This is a genomic window from Kocuria arenosa (assembly GCF_042879215.1).
In the GTDB taxonomy this organism is placed as follows: domain Bacteria; phylum Actinomycetota; class Actinomycetes; order Actinomycetales; family Micrococcaceae; genus Kocuria; species Kocuria arenosa.
Window position 1 is genome coordinate 187,601 of the sequence record NZ_JBHZTA010000004.1, and the last position, 19,143, is coordinate 206,743.

The 19,143-nt window shown below is 73.3% G+C and carries 18 protein-coding genes and 1 riboswitch; of the genes, 9 read left to right on the top strand and 9 right to left on the bottom strand.

Going from position 1 to position 19,143, the window contains the following annotated elements; all coding sequences use genetic code 11:
* The first annotated feature begins 30 nt into the window (after positions 1-30).
* From ACFYE3_RS09255 to ACFYE3_RS09265, 3 genes are all read left to right on the top strand, one after another.
* Positions 31-1,572 carry a sensor histidine kinase gene (locus ACFYE3_RS09255; protein ID WP_387608295.1) on the top strand — a complete coding sequence of 514 codons (1,542 nt, stop codon included), beginning with the start codon at positions 31-33 and terminating at the stop codon, positions 1,570-1,572.
* A gap of 196 nt (positions 1,573-1,768) precedes the next feature.
* A complete protein-coding gene (locus ACFYE3_RS09260; RefSeq protein ID WP_387608297.1) occupies positions 1,769-5,092 on the top strand; it encodes a beta-phosphoglucomutase family hydrolase in 3,324 nt (1,107 codons plus the stop codon).
* Positions 5,093-5,127: 35 nt separating this feature from the next.
* Positions 5,128-5,664, top strand: coding sequence for a gamma carbonic anhydrase family protein (locus ACFYE3_RS09265; RefSeq protein ID WP_387608299.1), 537 nt, complete (start codon positions 5,128-5,130; stop codon positions 5,662-5,664).
* Between the two features lie 31 nt (positions 5,665-5,695).
* Here ACFYE3_RS09265 and ACFYE3_RS09270 read toward each other — a convergent pair whose 3' ends face one another.
* Positions 5,696-6,277, bottom strand: a complete 582-nt coding sequence (locus ACFYE3_RS09270; protein WP_387608302.1) for a TetR/AcrR family transcriptional regulator — start codon at positions 6,275-6,277, stop codon at positions 5,696-5,698.
* A 92-nt stretch (positions 6,278-6,369) separates the two neighbouring features.
* Between ACFYE3_RS09270 and ACFYE3_RS09275 the strand changes: the two genes are divergently transcribed.
* The 3 genes from ACFYE3_RS09275 (at position 6,370) to ACFYE3_RS09285 (ending at position 10,524) form a co-directional block, all read left to right on the top strand.
* On the top strand, positions 6,370-7,464 hold the full coding sequence (locus ACFYE3_RS09275; RefSeq protein ID WP_387608304.1) for a Gfo/Idh/MocA family protein: 1,095 nt from the start codon (positions 6,370-6,372) through the stop codon (positions 7,462-7,464).
* A gap of 130 nt (positions 7,465-7,594) precedes the next feature.
* Positions 7,595-8,107, top strand: coding sequence for an Hsp20/alpha crystallin family protein (locus tag ACFYE3_RS09280; RefSeq protein ID WP_387608306.1), 513 nt, complete (start codon positions 7,595-7,597; stop codon positions 8,105-8,107).
* Positions 8,108-8,301: 194 nt separating this feature from the next.
* Positions 8,302-10,524 carry an NADP-dependent isocitrate dehydrogenase gene (locus tag ACFYE3_RS09285; RefSeq protein ID WP_387608308.1) on the top strand — a complete coding sequence of 741 codons (2,223 nt, stop codon included), beginning with the start codon at positions 8,302-8,304 and terminating at the stop codon, positions 10,522-10,524.
* Positions 10,525-10,658: 134 nt separating this feature from the next.
* On the opposite strand, the gene purH is transcribed toward ACFYE3_RS09285, so the two are convergent.
* Both purH and purN read right to left on the bottom strand, forming a co-directional pair.
* Positions 10,659-12,269, bottom strand: coding sequence for a bifunctional phosphoribosylaminoimidazolecarboxamide formyltransferase/IMP cyclohydrolase (gene purH, locus ACFYE3_RS09290; protein WP_387608311.1), 1,611 nt, complete (start codon positions 12,267-12,269; stop codon positions 10,659-10,661).
* A 79-nt stretch (positions 12,270-12,348) separates the two neighbouring features.
* Positions 12,349-12,930 carry a phosphoribosylglycinamide formyltransferase gene (gene purN, locus ACFYE3_RS09295; protein ID WP_387608313.1) on the bottom strand — a complete coding sequence of 194 codons (582 nt, stop codon included), beginning with the start codon at positions 12,928-12,930 and terminating at the stop codon, positions 12,349-12,351.
* Between the two features lie 60 nt (positions 12,931-12,990).
* Here purN and ACFYE3_RS09300 point away from each other — a divergent pair, with 60 nt between their 5' ends.
* A complete protein-coding gene (locus ACFYE3_RS09300; protein ID WP_387608314.1) occupies positions 12,991-13,497 on the top strand; it encodes a hypothetical protein in 507 nt (168 codons plus the stop codon).
* Here ACFYE3_RS09300 and ACFYE3_RS09305 read toward each other — a convergent pair.
* Entirely contained in the window at positions 13,386-14,975 is a 1,590-nt protein-coding gene (locus ACFYE3_RS09305; protein ID WP_387608317.1) for a cell division protein PerM, read from the bottom strand. The two genes, ACFYE3_RS09300 and ACFYE3_RS09305, sit on opposite strands and share 112 nt — an antisense overlap.
* A 172-nt stretch (positions 14,976-15,147) precedes the next feature.
* Here ACFYE3_RS09305 and ACFYE3_RS09310 point away from each other — a divergent pair, with 172 nt between their 5' ends.
* Positions 15,148-16,317 (top strand): glycosyltransferase family 4 protein, encoded by a 1,170-nt coding sequence (locus ACFYE3_RS09310; RefSeq protein WP_387608319.1) that lies wholly within the window; start codon positions 15,148-15,150, stop codon positions 16,315-16,317.
* A gap of 3 nt (positions 16,318-16,320) precedes the next feature.
* Here the strand turns inward: ACFYE3_RS09310 and ACFYE3_RS09315 are convergent, their stop codons facing one another.
* Together ACFYE3_RS09315 and ACFYE3_RS09320 are read right to left on the bottom strand one after the other, a co-directional pair.
* On the bottom strand, positions 16,321-16,704 hold the full coding sequence (locus tag ACFYE3_RS09315) for a PIN domain-containing protein (RefSeq protein WP_387608322.1): 384 nt from the start codon (positions 16,702-16,704) through the stop codon (positions 16,321-16,323).
* An 11-nt stretch (positions 16,705-16,715) separates the two neighbouring features.
* Complete coding sequence (locus ACFYE3_RS09320; protein WP_387608324.1) at positions 16,716-16,943, bottom strand: nuclease PIN; 228 nt, start codon at positions 16,941-16,943, stop codon at positions 16,716-16,718.
* Between the two features lie 13 nt (positions 16,944-16,956).
* Positions 16,957-17,082: riboswitch (SAM riboswitch) on the bottom strand.
* Positions 17,083-17,500: 418 nt separating this feature from the next.
* On the opposite strand from ACFYE3_RS09320, the gene ACFYE3_RS09325 reads away from it, so the two are divergent.
* A complete protein-coding gene (locus ACFYE3_RS09325; protein ID WP_368796532.1) occupies positions 17,501-17,797 on the top strand; it encodes a hypothetical protein in 297 nt (98 codons plus the stop codon).
* Positions 17,798-18,049: 252 nt separating this feature from the next.
* Here the strand turns inward: ACFYE3_RS09325 and cspE are convergent, their stop codons facing one another.
* From cspE to ACFYE3_RS09340, 3 genes are all read right to left on the bottom strand, one after another.
* Entirely contained in the window at positions 18,050-18,256 is a 207-nt protein-coding gene (gene cspE / locus ACFYE3_RS09330) for a transcription antiterminator/RNA stability regulator CspE (RefSeq protein ID WP_017832155.1), read from the bottom strand.
* Positions 18,257-18,469: 213 nt separating this feature from the next.
* On the bottom strand, positions 18,470-18,793 hold the full coding sequence (locus ACFYE3_RS09335) for a DMT family transporter (protein WP_387608327.1): 324 nt from the start codon (positions 18,791-18,793) through the stop codon (positions 18,470-18,472).
* Positions 18,793-19,140 carry a DMT family transporter gene (locus ACFYE3_RS09340; protein ID WP_387608329.1) on the bottom strand — a complete coding sequence of 116 codons (348 nt, stop codon included), beginning with the start codon at positions 19,138-19,140 and terminating at the stop codon, positions 18,793-18,795. Before ACFYE3_RS09340 ends, ACFYE3_RS09335 begins: the two co-directional genes overlap by 1 nt.
* Between the last annotated feature and the right edge of the window lie 3 nt (positions 19,141-19,143).

The window sequence follows — 19,143 nt, forward strand, 5'->3', positions numbered from 1 at the left end:
GAGGACGTGCCGTCCCATGAGCAGCGTTCGATGAGCACGGGGGGAGCGGCTCCGCGGGCCCGACCGCGGGGCACCGGCCGGGCCCTGCAGCTGCGCACGAAGCTGCTGCTGACGGTCCTGGCGCTGCTGACCGTCGCGTGCGCCGCGGTGGGCGCTCTGGGTCTCGCGGTCCTCGACATGTCCCTGGGCGAGCAGCTGGACGGCCGGGTCCGGGAGGCCTCGTTCCGCACGATCGAGTACGGGGTCCGGGCCGCGGCCGGGCCCTCGGAGGAGCTCGAGGCCATGATGGAGGTGCCCGCGCAGGGCGCCGGCACCCTCAACGCCCGGATCGTGGACGACGAGGTGGTCCGCGCCGGGCTGTTCGCGGCCGACGGGACGCGGCAGGAGCTGACCGACGAGGACCGCCGGCGCCTCGGGGAGCTCGTGACGTCGCTCGGGGCGGAGTCGGACGAGACCGGGGGCCGTCAGTGGGGCCCCGTGGACGTGGAGCTGACCGTGGGCGGCTACCGCGTGCTGGTGGTCGACGACCCGTGGGACTGGGGGCTCGTGCTGACCGGTCTGCCACTGGCCGACAAGGAGGACACCCTGCGCAGCTTCGGGGTGAGCACCGCGGCGATCTCGACCGGCGCCATCGCCGTCACGGGGCTGGTCGGGCTCGTCGTCGTCCGGCGCACCCTGCGCCCCGTGGAGCGGCTCTCCGAAGTGGCAACCCGCGTCTCGGAGCTCGACCTCGACCGCGGGGAGGTGGTCCTGCCGGTGGGCGCCGTGGCGCCGGCCGCGCACCCGGACACGGAGGTGGGCCGGCTCGGCCACGCCTTCGGGCGGATGCTGGACAACGTGGCCCACGCCCTGACCGCGCGACAGCGCAGCGAGACGCGCGTGCGCCGGTTCGTGGCCGACGCCAGCCACGAGCTGCGCACTCCCCTGGCCAGCATCCGCGGCTACGCGGAGCTGATCCGGCTCACGGAGCCGATGAGCGTGCAGGGCCGCAGCTCCCTGTCCCGGGTGGAGTCCGAGGCGGCGCGGATGACCGCGCTCGTCGAGGACCTGCTGCTGCTCGCGCGACTGGACGAGGGCCGGGCCGTGGTCAGCGAGGACGTCGACCTGCTCGAGCTGGTGGTCGAGACCGTCAGCGACCTCCGGGTCGCGGCGCCCGGCCACGTCTGGCGCCTCGAGCTGCCCGACGAGCCCGTGCTCGTCCGGGGCGACCCGGCCCAGCTGCGTCAGGTGCTCATCAACCTGCTCGCCAACGCCCACCAGCACACGCCCGCCGGGACGACGGTCACGGCGTCGCTCGGGACGGAGGCCGGGACGGAGGCCGGGACGGAGCCCGGCGGCGAGGCCGTGCTCGCGGTGGGCGACGACGGCCCGGGCATCGGCGCCGACTTCCTCGAGCACATCTTCTCCCGCTTCGCCCGGGAGGACCACGCCCGTGCCGGGAGCGCCCGCGGCGCGGGACTGGGGCTCTCGATCGTGGAGGCCATCGTGCACGCGCACCACGGGCGGATCGACGTCAGCAGCGTCCCGGGCAGCACCCGGTTCACCGTGCGCCTCCCCCTGGCGGACCACTGAGCGGACGCGGCTTGCCCCTGGGGCCCCCTGGCCGTTTAATGGGCTGGTCAGGAACCGTCGGCACGGACGGCCGTCCCCGCTCCAGTGCCAAACCGCAACGCCGCGTCCGGGGTCCGTCGCGTGCCGCGTGCTGAGGGTTTCTCCGTGCGGTTCCGAGGGGCCGCGGAAGCCGCACCCACCTTCCGGAGGAACTCTCGTGAACGCACTGCCCACCGCCCCGTTCACCGCGTCCCTGCCCCGCATCCAGGGCGCGGACGCACCTCCGCAGGCGGTCGACCAGCTGCGCATCCCCCACGAGGCCGTGATCTTCGACATGGACGGGGTGGTCACGGACACCGCCGCCGTGCACGCGGCGGCCTGGAAGACCCTCTTCGACGCGATCCTGGCCGACGACAGGCTCGAGCCGGCCGAGGCGGGCACCACGGTGGACCGGCGGCCCTTCGACGTCGACGCCGACTACCGCCACTACGTGGACGGGAGGCGTCGCGAGGACGGGATCCGCTCCCTGCTCGCCGCCCGGGGCGCGCGCCTGCCGGAGGGCGACGAGACGCCGGGGGCGTGGACGGTGCAGGGGCAGGCCGTGCTGAAGAACACCTACTTCCAGGACGCGCTGCAGGTCCAGGGCGTCCGCGTCTTCGAGAAGACCGTGGCGCTCATCGAGCGGCTCCGCGCGGCCGGGGTGCCGGTGGGCCTCGTGACCGCGAGCCGCAACAGCGTCCCCGTGCTGGCGGCGGCCGGGCTGCAGGACTCCTTCGACATCATCGTGGACGGCCACTTCGCCGCCGAGCACGGGCTGCCCGGCAAGCCGGCTCCCGACACGTTCCTGACCTGCGCGAAGATGCTCGGGGTGAACCCCGCCCGGTCCGCGGTGGTGGAGGACGCCGTGTCCGGGGTGCAGGCCGCGGCCGCCGGCGGCTTCGGCATGGTGGTGGGGATCCGCCGCCACGGCGAGCGCAAGGACCTGTACCGGGCAGGGGCCACGGTCGTGCTCAACGACGTCGGCGAGCTCGACCTCGGCGCCCGCCGCGACGACCCCTGGAAGCTGGTCTTCGAGGGCTTCGACCCGGCCACCGAGGCCCGGCGGGAGACCCTGCTCACGCTGGCGAACGGCTACATGGGCGTGCGCGGGTCCGCCTGCGAGTTCCCCGACAACGGGGTGCACTACCCCGGCAACTACCTGGCCGGCATCTTCAACCGGGTGGTGAGCCACCTGAGCGGCCGCGACGTCGAGCACGAGTCCATGGTCAACGCCCCCAACTGGACCCACCTGGACCTGCGGGTCTCCGGCGGCGACTGGTGGTCGGAGGGCGGGCTGCGCCCGTCCGAAGAGCGGATCGAGCTCGACCTGCGCCGCGGCCTGCTCATCCGGTCCCTGATCCTCACCGACCTCAACGGCGACCGGGGCGAGGACGGGGCCCGCGCCCGGCTGGAGATCGTCCAGCGCCGCCTCGTGTCCCTGCGCTTCCGCCACCTGGGGGCGCAGGAGACCACGGTGACCGCCCGGGGGTTCTCCGGGCGGCTGCACCTGCGCACGGGCATCGACCCCAGTGTGCGCAACAACGGGGTCGCCGAGTACCAGGACCTCAACGACCACCACCTGGTGGACCTCGAGTCGACGTCCCTGCCCGACGACCACGAGACCCTGCTCTCCCACGTGCGCACCACCCAGTCCAAGATCGAGATCACCACGGCACAGCGCACCACCATCGAGGGCGGCCAGAACGTCCGGGAGCGCCGCGAGATCCGCCCCGGCGGCACGGAGTTCCGCCGCCACCAGGTCAACATCGCCGACGGCCGCCCGGTGATCATCGACTCGACCACGGCGGTGGTCACGAGCCGCGACGCGGCGATCGGCTCGCCCCGCGAGGGCGCCCTCGCGGAGCTGGACCGCAACCCCAGCGGCGTCCGGGGCCTGCTGCCCTCGCACGAGATCGAGTGGTCCCTGCTGTGGGACCGCTTCGACGTGGACGTGTGCCCGGACCCGGAGGACTGCACCGGCGAGCTGTCCCTGACCCAGCTGGCGCTGCGGGTGCACCTGTTCCACGTGGCCCAGACCCTGGCGCCGCACATGTCCCTGCGGGACGCCGGCGTCCCGGCCCGCGGCCTGCACGGCGAGGGCTACCGGGGGCACATCTTCTGGGACGAGCTCTACATCCTCCCGGTCGTCAACCTGCACCAGCCGCAGGTGACGCGCGCGCTGCTCTCCTACCGGTGGCGGCGGCTGGCCATGGCGAAGCACCGGGCCACCGAGTTCGGGCTCGAGGGCGCGGCGTTCCCGTGGCAGTCCGGCTCGGACGGCCGGGAGGAGACCCCGCCGGAACTGTTCAACCACCACTCCAACCGGTGGCTGCCGGACAACTCGTGGCGGCAGTTCCACGTGGGCCTCGCGATCGCCTACAACGCCTGGATCTACTACGAGACCACCGGTGACCTCGACTGGCTGGCGGGGCAGGGCTCGGAGCTGATCATCGGGATCACCCGCCTGTTCGCGTCCCTCACCGACTACGACCCGGCGGACGGCCGCTACCACATCGCCGGCGTCATGGGCCCGGACGAGTACCACGACGGCCCGCGCGGCCAGCACGGCGGCGGACTGAAGGACAACGCCTACACGAACGTGCTCGCGGCCTGGCTGTTCCGGCACAGCGCCCACATCTTCCACGACATGGTCGAGCACCAGCGCGAGGAGCTCTCCGCCCGCTTCGACCTCTCGGCCGAGGAGGTCGGGACGTGGCAGCAGATGGCCGAGCGGATGTTCGTGCCGTTCAACTCGGACGGCACCATCAGCCAGTTCCACGGCTACGACGACCTCGACGAGCTGGACTGGGAGTACTACCGGACCAAGTACCGCAACATCGGCCGCCTCGACCTCCTGCTGGAGAACGAGGGCGACATGACCAACAACTACAAGCTGGCCAAGCAGGCCGACACCATCATGCTGGTGTACCTCTTCGGCCCCGACGGCCTCGTCGAGGAGCTCGGCCGGATGGGCTACGACGTCGACCACGCCGCCATCGAGCGCACCGTCGACTTCTACATCGCGCGGTCCTCGCACGGCTCGTCCCTGTCCCGGGTGGTCAACGCCTCGGTGCTCGCCTGGCTGAACCCGGACCGTTCGTGGACCGCGTTCCAGGACTCCCTGCTGGTGGACCTCGACGACACCCAGGGCGGGACCACGGGCGAGGGCATCCACCTGGGCGCCATGGCCGGCTCCGTCGACGTCGTCACCCGCGCCTACGCGGGACTGCGCGTGCGCGGCGGATGGCTCGAGTTCGACCCGGCCCTGCCGAGCCAGCTGGACACCGTCTCGTTCACCGTGCTGTACCGCGGGCAGGTGATCCGGGTCTGCATCGACCACCACGTCCTGGCGCTCGAGGGCGCCTCCCGCCGCGCGGACGACGTCACGATCCACGTGCACGGCGCGGAGTACGTGCTCAAGGGCGGCCAGACGATCCGCGTGGCCATCCAGCACGGGCACCACCGCGCCCCCCGGCCGGCCGTCACGCGGCAGGGCGTCTGAGTCGTGGGCCGCGGGCCCGCCGCTAGGCTGGGCCCATGGCACACTCCACGACACCGGGCCTGGTCCTCCCGCACGCGGGGCACGAGCCCCGGATCGACTCCTCCGCCTTCGTCGCCCCGACCGCCACGGTCGTGGGCGACGTCGAGCTGGGACCGGAGTCCGGGGTCTTCTACGGCGCCGCGGTGCGCGGGGACCGCTCCCCCGTCCGGCTGGGCGCGCGGTCCAACCTGCAGGACAACGTGGTGGTCCACTCCGACCCCGGCCACCCCTGCACGATCGGCGCGGACGTGAGCGTCGGCCACGGCGCCGTGGTCCACGGGTGCACCGTCGAGGACGAGGTCCTGGTCGGGATGAACGCGACCGTCCTCAACGGCGCCGTGATCGGCACGGGCTCGCTGGTGGCCGCGGGCGCCGTCGTCCTCGAGGGCACCGTGGTGCCGCCCCGCTCCCTGGTGGCCGGGGTGCCGGCCAAGGTCCGGCGCGGGCTCACGGAGGAGGAGCAGGAGAAGGTCCGCGCCAACGCGCGGACCTACGTGCAGCTCTCCGCCGAGCACCGCCGGCTCAACGCCTGACCCGGGCCCTGCGGCCCGTCACCGCGGCCGGTCACTGCGCCGCGAGGGTGCGCGCGTAGTCCAGGTACGCGCCGTGGTCGAAGCCGGGCAGCAGGCACGACTGCACCACCCAGCCCTGCAGCACCGAGAGGATGGCCTGGGCGAACATCCCGGCCCACTCGCGGGCCGCGCCGGCGTCGAGACCGAGCTCCTCGACGGCCCACCGCCCGTAGCGCTCCTCGACCCGGTCCCGCACGCGCGCCAGGTGCTCGCCGGCCAGCGCGGCCAGACCGGGGTCGCTCACCGCCCCGCCCCAGGTGATGAGCAGCAGGCGGGTGGTGGCGGGATCCGCGGCAAGCCGCTCGAGCAGGCCCACGACCCACGTCGCGGGGTCGGAGCCGGGCTCGTCCTCCGCGGCCGCGAGGACCCGGTCCAGGGCCGCGCCGGCGGCCGCCGCCACGAGCTGCTGCTTGCTCGGGAAGTGGTTGTACAGCGCTCCCGCGGACAGCCCCGTGGCGGCGATGATGCGGTGCATCGACGCCCCCTCGTAGCCGTGCTCGAGGAAGCACTCGCTGGCGGCGGCCACGATCTCGCGGCGGCGCTCGTCCTTGTACTGCTGGCTCACCCGGGGCACGGCCCCAGCCTACGCCACGAACGGTCGTTCGATCGGTGCCGTTGGGCGGGAGGGTGGGCGGTGGGCCGCGGCCTGCGTGGCAGAATGCGCCCATGTCTGCCCAGACCCTCAGCCCGTTCGTCGACGCCGCCCTCGACGCCGCCCACCTGGACGACCCCGGCACCGCGACCGGCCGCACGCTCGGGTGGGGCGTGGTCAGCACCGCCGACATCGCGGAGAAGGTGGTGCCCGACATCGCGGCGCTGCCCGACGCCCGGCTCGTGGCCGTCAGCTCGCGGGACCAGGCCCGTGCCGAGGACTTCGCCCGCCGGCACGGTGTGGAGCGGGCCTACGGCGGCACCGCCACCACCACGGGACTGGACCGGCTGGCTGCCGACCCGGACGTGGAGATCGTCTATGTGGCCACGCCGCACGGCTACCACCACCGGGACGTCTCGGCGCTGCTGCGGGCCGGCAAGCACGTGGTGTGCGAAAAGGCCCTCGCCATGACCGCGGCGGAGGTCCGGGACCTGCTCCGCCTGGCCCGCGAGCACGGCGTCTTCCTCATGGAGGCCGTCTGGACCCGCATGACCCCCGGCTTCCGCACCGCGATGCGCTGGGTCCGGGAGGGCCGGCTCGGCCGGGTGCGCTCGGTCGAGGGGTCCATCGGCACGCACCGGTCCCTGGACCCGGCCCACCGGCTGTTCCGCCGGGCCGACGGCGGCGGGGTGCTGCTGGACATGATGGTCTATCCCCTGACGTGGACCTCCGCGGTGCTGGGGGCCCCGGAGCGCTGGAGCGCCCGCGCGGAGCTCGGCGCCACGGACGTGGACCTGGACACCGCCCTGACCCTGGACTTCGGGCACGGCCGGGCCCACGTCAGCGGCACCCTGTCCGCCACGGTCCCCCACCAGGTGACGATCAGCGGCACGGACGGCTGGCTGCGCGTGGACGGCCGGATCAACTGCCCGACCACCCTGGTCCTGCAGACCTCCGAGGGCGCCCGCACGGGCGCCGCCCCCGTCGTGGAGCACGTGGACGTGGCGGGCGCCGGGTACGTCTTCGAGATGCGCGAGGCCACGCGATGCGTGCAGCAGGGCCTGCTCGAGTCCCCCGTCATGCCGTGGGCCGACTCCCTCGAACTGGTGGAGCTCTTCGACCGGGTGCGGGAGCGGATCGGCGTGCGATACCCCCACGACGCCCGCTGAGGGGCGGTTCGCCCTGGGCGATGAGGACTCGGACCTGTTGAAGACCCCCGGGAGCGGCACTATCATGATCAACAGTTGAGTTGATCCGACTCAACTAAATGTCGAAGCCATTGCTCATATGGTTGAGGAGATGATTGACGTGGCCACGATGTTCACCCCGTTCAACGATTTCGATCGGCTCGCCGCCTCGCTGTTCGCCCGGCAGGGCCTGCGCGAGATGCCCATGGACCTGTACCGGGACGGCGACCAGTACATCCTCCGGGCGGACCTGCCCGGCATCGACCCCGAGAGCGTCGACGTCGACGTCGACGGCCAGCTGCTGACCATCCGGGCGGAGCGGGAGCTGCCCGAGGTGCAGGACGTCCAGTGGATCACCCGGGAGCGGCAGAGCTCCTCGTTCGTGCGCCAGCTCAACCTGGGCCAGGGCATCGACATCCAGAACATCGCCGCGAACTACGACAACGGCGTGCTCACGGTGACGATCCCCGTCTCGGCGCAGGCCAAGCCGCGCAAGATCCAGGTGGTCTCCGGCCAGGGCGAGCAGCAGGCCCTGGGCGAGGGCCGGGAGGAGTCCGGCGACCGCGTGATCGGCGAGGGCGAGCTCGTCAACGGCGCCGGGTCCACCCAGTCCACCGAGGGCTGAGCCCGGTCCACCGGCCCCGCGCCGGGCGGCACGCCACGGCCACGGGCCCGCTCCCCACGAGGGGAACGGGCCCGCCCCCGTGCCCGGGCCGTCCGCGCCCTCCGGCCGGACAGCGGGCGGGGCGCCGCCTCGGGTATCTTGGCACCAGGAAGCAGCACCACCGGTCCGACGACATCATGGGAGACAGCCCGCACATGGCCAAGATCATCTACACCCGCACCGACGAGGCGCCCCTGCTCGCCACCTACTCGTTCAAGCCGATCATCGAGGCCTACGCCTCGACCGCCGGCGTCGAGGTGGAGACCCGTGACATCTCCCTGGCCGGCCGCATCATCGCCGCCTTCAGCGATCGCCTGCCCGAGGACCAGCGGGTGGACGACGCCCTCGCCGAGCTCGGCGAGCTGGCCAAGAAGCCCGAGGCCAACATCATCAAGCTGCCCAACATCTCCGCCTCCGTCCCGCAGCTCAAGGCCGCGGTCACGGAGCTGCAGGAGCAGGGCGTCGCCCTCCCGGACTACCCGGACGAGCCGCGCTCCGAGGAGGAGAAGGAGACCCGGGCCCGCTACGACAAGATCAAGGGCTCCGCGGTCAACCCGGTGCTGCGCGAGGGCAACTCGGACCGCCGCGCCCCCGCCTCGGTGAAGAACTACGTCCGCAAGAACCCGCACCGCATGGGCGAGTGGACGGCGGAGTCGAGGACGAACGTCGCCACGATGGGCGCCGACGACTTCCGCGACAACGAGAAGTCCGTGGTCATGGAGGACGACGACGCCCTGACGATCCGGCTGGTCGGCGAGGACGGCAGCACCACGGTGCTCAAGGAGTCCATCCCGGTGCTGGCCGGTGAGGTCGTCGACGGCACCGTGATGCGGGCCGCCGCCCTGGACGCCTTTCTCGCGGAGCAGGTCGAGCGCGCCAAGCGGGAGGACGTCCTGCTCTCGGTGCACCTGAAGGCCACCATGATGAAGGTCTCCGACCCGATCATCTTCGGCCACGTCATCGAGGCCTTCTTCCCGGAGCTCTTCGCCGCCCACGGCGCGGCCCTCGAGAAGGCGGGCCTCTCCTCCGCCAACGGGCTCGCCGCGATCCTCAACGGCCTCGACGCCCTGCCGGCCGAGGTGCGCGACGACGTGCGGGCCGCGATCGACAAGGGCCTCGCCGAGGGCCCGAAGCTGGCCATGGTGAACTCCGACAAGGGCATCACGAACCTGCACGTGCCCTCCGACGTCATCGTCGACGCGTCGATGCCGGCCATGATCCGCACCTCCGGGCGCATGTGGGGCCCCGAGGGCGAGGAGGCCGACACCCTCGCCGTGCTGCCGGACAGCTCCTACGCCGGGATCTACCAGGTGGTGATCGACGACTGCCGCGCCCACGGCGCGTTCGACCCGACCACCATGGGCTCGGTGCCGAACGTGGGCCTCATGGCGATGAAGGCGGAGGAGTACGGCTCCCACGACAAGACCTTCGAGATCCCCGCGGAGGGCACCGTCCAGGTCGTCGACTCCTCCGGCGCCGTGCTCATCGAGCACGAGGTCTCCCCCGGCGACATCTGGCGCGCGTGCCAGACGAAGGACGTCGCGATCCGGGACTGGGTCAAGCTCGCCGTGACCCGCGCCCGGGCCTCCGCGACGCCGGCCGTGTTCTGGCTGGACCGCACCCGCGCCCACGACACCAACCTCATCGCCAAGGTCGAGCAGTACCTGACCGAGCACGACACCGAGGGCCTGCAGATCGAGATCATGTCCCCCGAGGAGGCCACCGCGTTCTCGATCGAGCGGATCCGCCGCGGCGAGGACACCATCTCGGTCACCGGCAACGTGCTGCGCGACTACCTGACGGACCTGTTCCCGATCCTCGAGCTGGGCACCTCCGCGAAGATGCTCTCGGTGGTCCCGCTCATCAACGGCGGCGGGCTGTTCGAGACCGGCGCCGGCGGGTCCGCGCCGAAGCACGTCCAGCAGCTGGTCGAGGAGAACCACCTGCGCTGGGACAGCCTCGGCGAGTTCCTCGCCCTGGCGGCGAGTCTCGACCACCTGGCGACCACGGCCGACAACGCCCGCGCCCGGATCCTCGGCGAGACCCTCGACCGGGCGACGGGCACGTTCCTGGAGGAGAACAAGTCCCCGAGCCGGAAGGCCGGTGAGATCGACAACCGCGGCAGCCACTTCTACCTCGCCCTGTACTGGGCCCAGGAGCTGGCGCGCCAGGACGAGGACACCGAGCTGGCCCAGGCCTTCGCCTCCGTGGCGGAGCAGCTGGCCGCCAACGAGGACGCGATCAACGAGGAGCTGCTCTCCGTGCAGGGCAGGCCCGCCGACATCGGGGGCTACTACCGCCCCGACGACGCCAAGACGTTCCAGGTCATGCGCCCCTCGGAGACCTTCAACCGGGTCCTCTCCTCACTGAGCGCGTGAGCTGAGCGCGTGAGCTGAGCGCGGCGCGCAACGGCGCGAGCAGCACGCACGGCAACGGCCGCACCCCCTCCGGGAGTGCGGCCGTTGCCGTGCGCCGGGCCGCGGCGCGGGGCCGCCGGGCTGCGGCGGGCGGATCAGTGGAAGAAGTGCCGGGCCCCGGTGAAGTACATCGTCACGCCGGCGGCCTCGGCCGCGGCCACGACCTCCTCGTCCCGGATCGAGCCGCCGGGCTGGACCACGGCGCGCACGCCGGCGTCCAGGAGCACCTGCAGCCCGTCCGCGAACGGGAAGAACGCGTCCGAGGACGCGACGGCGCCGCGCGCGCGCTCGGCGCCCTCCTCCCCCAGGGCGTTGGCCCGCTCCACCGAGAGCCTGCAGGAGTCCACGCGGTTGACCTGGCCCATGCCGATGCCCACGGACGCGCCGTGGTCGGCGAGCAGGATCGCGTTGGACTTCACCGCCCGCAGCGCCTTCCACGCGAAGGCGAGGTCGGCGAGCGTCCGCTCGTCCGCCGGCTCCCCCGCGGCCAGCGTCCAGGCGGCGGGGTCGTCGCCCGCGGCGTCGAGCCGGTCCGAGACCTGCAGCAGCGCGCCGCCGGAGACCTGCCGGTACTCGAGGACGTCCCGCTCGAAGCCCTCGGGCAGCTCGAGCAGGCGGATGTTCTTCTTGGCCTGCAGGATCTCCAGGGCCGCGGGCTCGAAACCGGGGGCCACGACGACCTCGGTGAAGATGTCCTGCACGGTCTCGGCCATCGCCCGGGTCACGGTCCGGTTCGCGGCGATGACCCCGCCGTAGGCGGAGAGCGGGTCGCACGCGTGGGCCTTGCGGTGGGCGTCGGCGATCGGGTCCTCGGCGCCGGGGGTGGCCACGGCGAGCCCGCACGGGTTGTTGTGCTTGACGACGGCCACGGCCGGCTCGTCGAAGTCGTAGGCGGCGCGCAGGGCGGCATCGGCGTCCACGTAGTTGTTGTAGGACATCTCCTTGCCGTGCAGCTGGTCGGCCTGGGCGATGCCGGGGGACGCGGCCTCGTCGACGTACAGCGCCCCCTTCTGGTGCGGGTTCTCGCCGTAGCGCAGGGAGGCCGAGCGCTGCAGGGCCAGGCCGGCGTACGGCGGCCAGAAGCCGGCGTCCTCGTCCTGCTCGAACTGCTGGGCCGTCCAGGTCGCCACCGCGGTGTCGTAGGCGGCGGTGTGCGCGAACGCCGCGGCGGCCAGCCGGCGGCGCGCCCGCAGGTCGAACCCGCCCGAGGCCGCCGCCTCGACGACCGCGTCGTAGGAGGACGGGTCCACGACCACGGACACGGCCGCGTGGTTCTTCGCGGCGGCCCGGACCATGGAGGGGCCGCCGATGTCGATCTGCTCGACGACCTCGTCCTGGCCCGCGCCGGAGCGCACGGTGTCCACGAACGGATAGAGGTTCACGACCACGAGGTCGAACGGCTCGATCTCCAGCTGCGCAAGCTGGTCCATGTGGTCCTGCTTCCGGCGGTCCGCGAGGATGCCCGCGTGCACCCGCGGGTGCAGGGTCTTGACCCGTCCCTCCAGGCACTCCTGGAACCCGGTGACGTCCGCGACCTCCGTCACCGGCACGCCCAGGGCGGCGATGCGCCGTGCGGTCGAGCCGGTGGACACGATCGCCACGCCGGCCCGGTGCAGCCCCGTGGCGAGGCCCTCCAGCCCGGTCTTGTCGTAGACGGACACCAGCGCCCTCTTGATGGGCACGCGGTCGGGCTGGGTGGGGCTCACAGGTTCTCCAAGCGTTCGAGGTCGTGGTTGCCGGCGGGATCCGCCGGGAACCATTTTACGAAACCCGTGCCCGGCCCGCTCACCGGGCGTCGTGCAGGGCTGCTCGCCGGGCCGTCGCGCCGAGCGTGCGCACCAGCAGGTCGCGCTCGGCGGTCTTGATCCGCTCGTGCAGCCGCGCCTCGGTGTCCCCGTCCTCCACGGGCACGGCCGCCTGCGCCAGGATCGGACCGGCGTCGACGTCGGCGACGACCTCGTGGACGGTGACGCCGGTGACCTTCACCCCGTGCGCGAGGGCGTCGCGCACCGCGTGCGCCCCCGGGAAGGACGGCAGCAGCGAGGGGTGGGTGTTGACGATCCGTCCCCCGAACGCCTCGACGAACTCGGCGTCCACGATCCGCATGAACCCCGCGAAGAGGACCCGGTCGGGCTCCCGGGCGGCCACCGCCTCCTGCAGGGCACGGTTCCACCGCGTCCGGTCCGGGTGGTCGCCGGGCCGGACGAGGAACGTCTCGACGCCGGCCCGCCTGGCCCGCTCCAGGCCCGCGCAGGGCCTGTCGGCGCCCACGGCGGCGATCTCGACGTCGATCCGGCCGTCCTGGACGGCGTCGAGGACCGCCTGCAGATTGGTGCCGGAGCCGGAGACCATGACCACGATGCGCATGCCTCCGAGTCTAGTCGGGCGGGCGGGGGCCGGTCCCCGGGGTGCCCTAGAGTGAAGGGCATGACCCCTCCCCGCCCGAGCCCCGAGGCAGCCCCTGCGGACGCACGACGTGCCGCCGCGACCCGCACGGCGGGAGGCGGGCTGGTGTGCGCGGCGGTCGCTCTGGTGCTCGTCGCCTCCGGCCTGTGGTCGACCGTGGCGGGGGTCGTGCTGGCGGCCCTCGGGATCGGGCTGGGCATCGCGGCCCTCGTGCGCTCCCGCGGGACGGACCAGCGCCGGCTGCTGGTGGTGAGCGCGGTCGCCGCGATCGTGCTGGGCGCGCTGAGCCTGCTCACCGGCGGGGCCCGTCTGGCCCTGTGGCCGGTGGCCGAGGCCTACCAGGAGTGCGTCGCCGGCACCCTCACCCTCTCCGGGGCGGCGCAGTGCCAGCAGGAGCTCGAGGACGACATCTGGGGCTATCTCTCCGGCGGCCCGGGAGCGCCGGCCTCGGAGGGGGCCGCGGACGCCTCGACCGCGTCCACGTCGAACGCCTCCGCGGAACCGGGCTCCGCCACGGCCCGCCCCTGAGCCGCCCACGGGCCCGCGTCCCGGCCTCCGTACGGCGTGCTCCGCCCGGCCGCGCTGCGGTCGGCTGCGCTCCGGTCGGTGTCGTCCGCCCCGTGCCCGCGTGCCGCCTGCGGGCTCCGCCGGCCGGCCGAGCGCATCGCGCGCCGCGCCGCGGTCTCCTCCCGGCGCCGCCGGCGCGCCGCGCGCCGGCCGGCCGGTGTCCCGTCCTCCCCGTCCTCCGCGCCGCGCGGCGGTGCGAACGGCGGCTCGTGCTCGAGCCACGGGCCCACGACACAGCCGACCGCCGCCCCCACGGCCACCTCGGCACCGAAGAGCAGGAGCACGGCGGTCCCGTCCGGCCCCACCTCCGTGAGCCGCCCGAGCCCCAGCGAGCCGTGCGCCAGCCAGCTCAGCAGCATGACCAGCACGCCCGCGACCGCGCCCACGAAGAGCCCGGTCAGCAGCGTCGAGAGCGGGAACGTGATCCAGCGGGCGGGCAGCCGCAGCGCCATCCAGTCGTCCAGGTGGTTCTCCCCCTCGCGCAGGAACCACCAGCCGGCGAGGACGCCGGCCAGGACCGGCAGCACGACCACCGCGAGCGCCCAGGCCGGGAGCTCGGCCGGCGGCAGCGCGGCGAGCGCCGGGAGCAGCGGCACGGGCCCGGGGTCGGTGCCCAGCGGAGAGGTGTGCGTGCCGGAACCGACGTCGAAGCCCGCGCCCGTGGCCCAGGCCAGGGCGTAGACCGCGAGGTTGGGCAGGTAGCCGAGCTGGAGCCCCGTCAGCGCGGTGTCCCCCGGCACGCCGGTGCCGAGCCGCTGGTAGACGCCCACCACGTCGTTCCAGTTCCAGAACAGGGCGGCGGCGAGCAGGGCCGCCCCGGCCCCGACCCCGGCGACGGCCGCGACGAAGCCGGCGCGCAGCACCGCCCACACGTAGGACCCGGCCCAGCGGGAGTACTGGCTCGTGCGCTCGACCCACGCGGCGGCGTTGACGCCGATCAGCCCCGGCAGCGACCGGGAGACCCGGTACGCGCCCACGAACCCTCCCAGGGCCACGGGGACGAGCGGGAAGACGGCGGCCGCGGCCGGGCTCGCCGAGACCTCCCCTCCGCCGAACAGCAGCGCGGCCGCGGCGCCGAACGCGGAGTAGGCGGCCAGGCCGCTGAGGTACGGCTGCCAGAACTGGCCCTCCCAGCAGGCGCGCGCCAACCGACTGCCGGCGTGCCACGCGAGCGCGAACGGGACCAGGGTCAGCCCGAGCGGGACGAGGTTGAGCGTCCCGCTGGTCGCGGGCAGCCCCGCACCCGGGTCCAGGGCCACCTGGAGCGGTGTGAGGTGGGCGAGCAGCCACACGTGACCGGAGAGCACGAACCCGCCGGTCAGACCGAGGGTGTCGAAGCCGTCGGCGAGCCACACCATGAGGACGCTCAGGAGGACCAGCAGGTAGGACACCACGGCCACGGAGCCGAGTTCCAGCACGCCCTGCAGCCACAGCGGCATCGGCACACCCCTGCGGTCGGGGCGTGCAGCGGGGGAAGAAGAGCCAAGGGAGTTCATCACCGCCCATCCTCCCACGCCCGCGCGGCGCCCCGGCAGAGGCTTCACGGCGCCTTCACCGGCGGGCCACGCCCCGCTCGCCGTCCGGTCGCCCGGTCCGGGCAGGCTCGGGCCCATGAGAGTCGCCGTGGTCGCCGAGCAGTTCCTCCCCCACCTGAACGGAGTCACCCACTCGGCGCTGCGGGTCGTCGAGCAGCTGGTCGCCGGGGGGCACGACGTCGTCGTCGTGGCGCCGTCCTACGACCCCGCGCCGCTCGGGCGCCTCGCGGAGGAGGTCGTCGAGGACCTCGACGGGGTGCCGGTGCACCGGCTGCCCGCCGTGCCGCTCACCGGCTACCCCGCTGTGCGGGTGGCCGGCGGGACCGTGGCGCGGGTGCGCCGGCAGCTGGAGCGCTTCCGGCCGGACGTGGTCCACGTGGCCTCCCCGTTCGTGCTGGGCCGCCGGGCGATCCTGGCGGCCCAGCAGCTCGGGGTGCCGTGCGTGGCGGTCTACCAGACGGACGTGCCCGGCTACGCGGCCAAGTACGGGGCGCCGTTCCTCGAGCAGCTCCTGTGGGGGCACGTGCGCTCCATGCACAACCTCGCGACGCTCACGCTCGCGCCGTCCACCTCGGCGGTCCGGCAGCTCACCGAGCACGGCGTCCGGGACGTGCACCTGTGGCGGCGCGGGGTGGACACCACCCGCTTCTCCCCGCGGCACCGGGACGAGCAGTGGCGGCGGGAGGTCGGCGGCGGCCGGCGGATCGTCGGCTACGTGGGCCGGATCGCACCGGAGAAGCAGGTCGAGGACCTCTCCGCGGTCGCGGACCTGCCCGGCACGCGCCTGGTGGTCGTGGGCTCGGGGCCGGAGGAGGACGCCCTGCGCCGCCGGCTCCCGCAGGCCCACTTCACCGGCCGCCGCAGCGGCGCGGACCTCGCGCGCATCATGGCCTCCTTCGACGTGTTCGTCCATCCCGGCGAGTTCGAGACGTTCTGCCAGACGATCCAGGAGGCCATGGCCTCCGGGGTGCCGGTCGTCGCGACCGGCCGGGGCGGGCCCCTCGACCTCGTGGACCGGTCCCGCACCGGCTGGCTCTATCCCCCGGGCGACCTCGGGGCGCTGCGCGGTCACGTGACCGATCTCCTGGGCGACGAGGCGAAGCGGGCCGCGTTCGGCGTCGCGGCGCACGCCGCGGTCCAGGGCCGGACGTGGGACGTGCTGGTCGGGCAGCTGCTCGAGCACTACGAGAGTGCTGTGGCGCTCTCGGGGCAGGGGCGAGGCCGGCGCCACCGCCGGGCCGCCTGAGGGCTACCGCCGCGCGGGGGACGCGTCCAGCACGGAGGCCCCGGTACCGGCGTACCGCCCCGGCTCCGCGGTCAGCACGGTCAGCCCGTGCACCAGGGCCGTGGCGGCGGTGAGCCCCGCGAGCGGGTCGGCCGCCCCTGACGCGCCCAGCGCGCCCCAGGCCCGGGCCACGGCGGCGTCGACCGGCAGCACCCGGCCCGGGAAGCGCAGCTCGAGCTGCTCCGCCCACAGCATCTCGTCGGGCCGCTCGGCGAGCAGCTCGCCGAGCACGGTGGCCGGGAGGAAGAGCCGCCGGTGACCGTGCCGGCGCAGGACCTCGGCCAGCTCGGGGCAGCGCTCCGGGGTGCGCACCCCCAGCAGCACGGAACGGTCCAGGAGGAGGTCCACGGCGACGGGCCTCAGGCCGCGGCGGCGAGCTCCCCGCGGGCCGGAGCCAGCAGGAAGTCCACGAACTCGGCGCGGATCTGCACCACGCGGGCGTAGTCCTCGAGGCTCATGGCGGAGGCGCTGATCGCCGGGACGCCCGGCGTCGGGTCGTTGGGGACGGAGTCCCTCGGTGCCGGGACGCTCGGGGAGGCCTCGGAGGCGCCCGCGCGGGCGACGGCAGGGTGGCGGGGGTCGGACATGACCGGGATCCTTCGTGCGCTCTTGCTCGCACCGGGTACCGCTGCTGCGGCGATGCGAGCCGCTTCGTCATCCGAACCACCCGTGAACATGGGGTTGGTGCCCGGTCAAGTCGGAGCTTGCCGACCGGGTCTCTTGAAGCTTCCTCCATTGAACCACACCGGCGGAACCGCATCTGCGCGCGGCGTCCCGGGGGATTCCGGGGCCACCCTCCTGTGCGCCGGTCTTCCCCGGAGCGTCACCGCTCCGACACCTCGACGACACATCGATGCGCTGGAATGGGCCTCGAACAACCGGGGACGGCGCCGGCGACGGCCCCGAGCATTACGCTTCGGTGACACAACTCACGACTCGCCTGTCGTGGTGTCGGAGCAGCGGGGTAGCCTGAACCTGCTTCTCGAGATGCGGCGTCCACGTGCTCGACCGGAGATCGACGATCCCCGACGAGTCCGGGAAGGGGCTCCGACCCGCTGCGCGCCAACCCGATGTTCCCGGGTGGATCGGATGACGAAGCGGCGGGCAACGCCATCGGATGCCTGCAAGAACGTCAGGAGAAAACATGACCATGTCCGAAGAAAGAACAGCCATCACCACCGACCAGCGCGAGGAGTGGATCGACGTGACCGTCACCGCCCTCCCCGATCTGCACCTCGTCCGGCTCACGTCGACCGACGGGGACGTGCAGGAGTACCTGAGCCCTGAGGCCGACGACCTCGCCGCCGCGGCGGAGCACACGGAGGGAACCGCGCAATGGTGCGCCAAGTACCGCCAGCTCCTCGTTCCCGGAGCCCTCGCGGCGACCGGACGGCACCCGTTCTTCAAGCTCCACCCCTCATCCCTCCCGATGTCGGCCTAGCCGGCGGACGGGACACGACGGAGGCCGCAGCCCAACGGGCTGCGGCCTCCGTCGTGCGAGGGCGGAACCGTGCGGGAGCGGAACCGTGCAGGGTTGGAACCGTGCGGGGTCGGAACCGCGCGAGGACGTGCCACGGTGCGGAACGTCCTGCCCCGGTGCCGGGTGGCCGGTGGCGTACGACGACAGAACCGCCGGCGGGCGGAGCCCGACGACGGTTCTGGAGGATCAGCGGGCCGGGGCCCGCGGGGATCCTTAGGAGATGACGTTGATGTTCGCAGCCTGGGGGCCCTTGGGGCCGTCCTGGGTCTCGAACTCGACGCGGTCGTTCTCGTTCAACGAGCGGAAGCCGTTCGAGTTGATCGCGGAGAAGTGGGCGAAGACGTCCTTGGAGCCGTCCTCGGGGGTGATGAAGCCGAAGCCCTTGTCAGCGTTGAACCACTTGACGATACCGGTAGTCATGGGAGACCTGATCCTTCATGAGATGAACGTTTCCCGACGTTCGAGAAACACAACAGTTGTGATGCATGGAAAACGTCTTCTCAGAAAAACTGCTGCACCCGAGTGGGCCGAACTGCTTGAAAGACAAAAACGAACCTCAACAACTGCGAACCACTCTACACGAGATCCGGCGCCCTGCCACCCGGGCGGTGCCGGGGCCCCGCCAGGAGCCGCTCAGGCCGGCGAGGCGCCCAGCTCGATCAGGAGCACTCCGCCGACGATGAGGGCCACCCCCGCCGCCGTCACCCAGGTGAACGGCTCCCGGAACAGCAGCCGGCCGGCGAGCGCCGTCAGCGCCACCCCGGTGGCCGACCAGATCCCGTAGGCGACCCCGAGCGCCATGCCCTCGGCCAGGGCGAGACTCAGGCACGTGAACGCCACCAGGTAGCCGGCGACCACGGCGGCGTACCAGCGGGGACGGCCCCGGGCGGCCATCCGCAGGGAAAGGGTCCCGGCGACCTCGGTGAGGATCGCGACGGTGAGGAAGAGCCAGGCCATCAGCCGCCCCGCTCCTTCCGCCGGGCAGGGCTGTGTGAGCCGATCTCCACGCAGAGCACACCGGCCACGACCAGGCCGATCCCGGCCAGCACGGCCGGGCTCAGCTGCTCGCCGAAGGCCACGGCCGCCCCGAGAGCGGTGAGCACCACCCCGAGGGCGGCCCACACGCCGTAGGCGACCCCCACGGGCGTGCCACGGCCCAGCACGGCCGCCAGGAGGGCGAACGCGGCGAGGTAGCCGGTGACGACGAGGGCGTACCAGGCGGGCTCGTCCAGCGCCGCCTTCAGTGACAGCGTAGCCGCCACCTCGCAGAGCACGGCCGCGATCAGCAGCAGCCAACGGGCCACGAC

What these genes read in the sequence shown, in the direction of transcription:
- ACFYE3_RS09255 (WP_387608295.1), top strand. Translation starts at nt 31, where the DNA reads ATGAGCACGGGGGGAGCGGCTCCGCGGGCCCGACCGCGGGGCACCGGC.
- ACFYE3_RS09265 (WP_387608299.1), top strand. Translation starts at nt 5,128, where the DNA reads ATGGCACACTCCACGACACCGGGCCTGGTCCTCCCGCACGCGGGGCAC.
- ACFYE3_RS09275 (WP_387608304.1), top strand. Translation starts at nt 6,370, where the DNA reads ATGTCTGCCCAGACCCTCAGCCCGTTCGTCGACGCCGCCCTCGACGCC.
- ACFYE3_RS09280 (WP_387608306.1), top strand. Translation starts at nt 7,595, where the DNA reads ATGATTGACGTGGCCACGATGTTCACCCCGTTCAACGATTTCGATCGG.
- ACFYE3_RS09285 (WP_387608308.1), top strand. Translation starts at nt 8,302, where the DNA reads ATGGCCAAGATCATCTACACCCGCACCGACGAGGCGCCCCTGCTCGCC.
- purN (WP_387608313.1), bottom strand. Translation starts at nt 12,930, where the DNA reads ATGCGCATCGTGGTCATGGTCTCCGGCTCCGGCACCAATCTGCAGGCG.
- ACFYE3_RS09300 (WP_387608314.1), top strand. Translation starts at nt 12,991, where the DNA reads ATGACCCCTCCCCGCCCGAGCCCCGAGGCAGCCCCTGCGGACGCACGA.
- ACFYE3_RS09305 (WP_387608317.1), bottom strand. Translation starts at nt 14,975, where the DNA reads ATGCCGCTGTGGCTGCAGGGCGTGCTGGAACTCGGCTCCGTGGCCGTG.
- ACFYE3_RS09310 (WP_387608319.1), top strand. Translation starts at nt 15,148, where the DNA reads ATGAGAGTCGCCGTGGTCGCCGAGCAGTTCCTCCCCCACCTGAACGGA.
- ACFYE3_RS09320 (WP_387608324.1), bottom strand. Translation starts at nt 16,943, where the DNA reads ATGTCCGACCCCCGCCACCCTGCCGTCGCCCGCGCGGGCGCCTCCGAG.
- ACFYE3_RS09325 (WP_368796532.1), top strand. Translation starts at nt 17,501, where the DNA reads ATGACCATGTCCGAAGAAAGAACAGCCATCACCACCGACCAGCGCGAG.
- cspE (WP_017832155.1), bottom strand. Translation starts at nt 18,256, where the DNA reads ATGACTACCGGTATCGTCAAGTGGTTCAACGCTGACAAGGGCTTCGGC.
- ACFYE3_RS09335 (WP_387608327.1), bottom strand. Translation starts at nt 18,793, where the DNA reads ATGGCCTGGCTCTTCCTCACCGTCGCGATCCTCACCGAGGTCGCCGGG.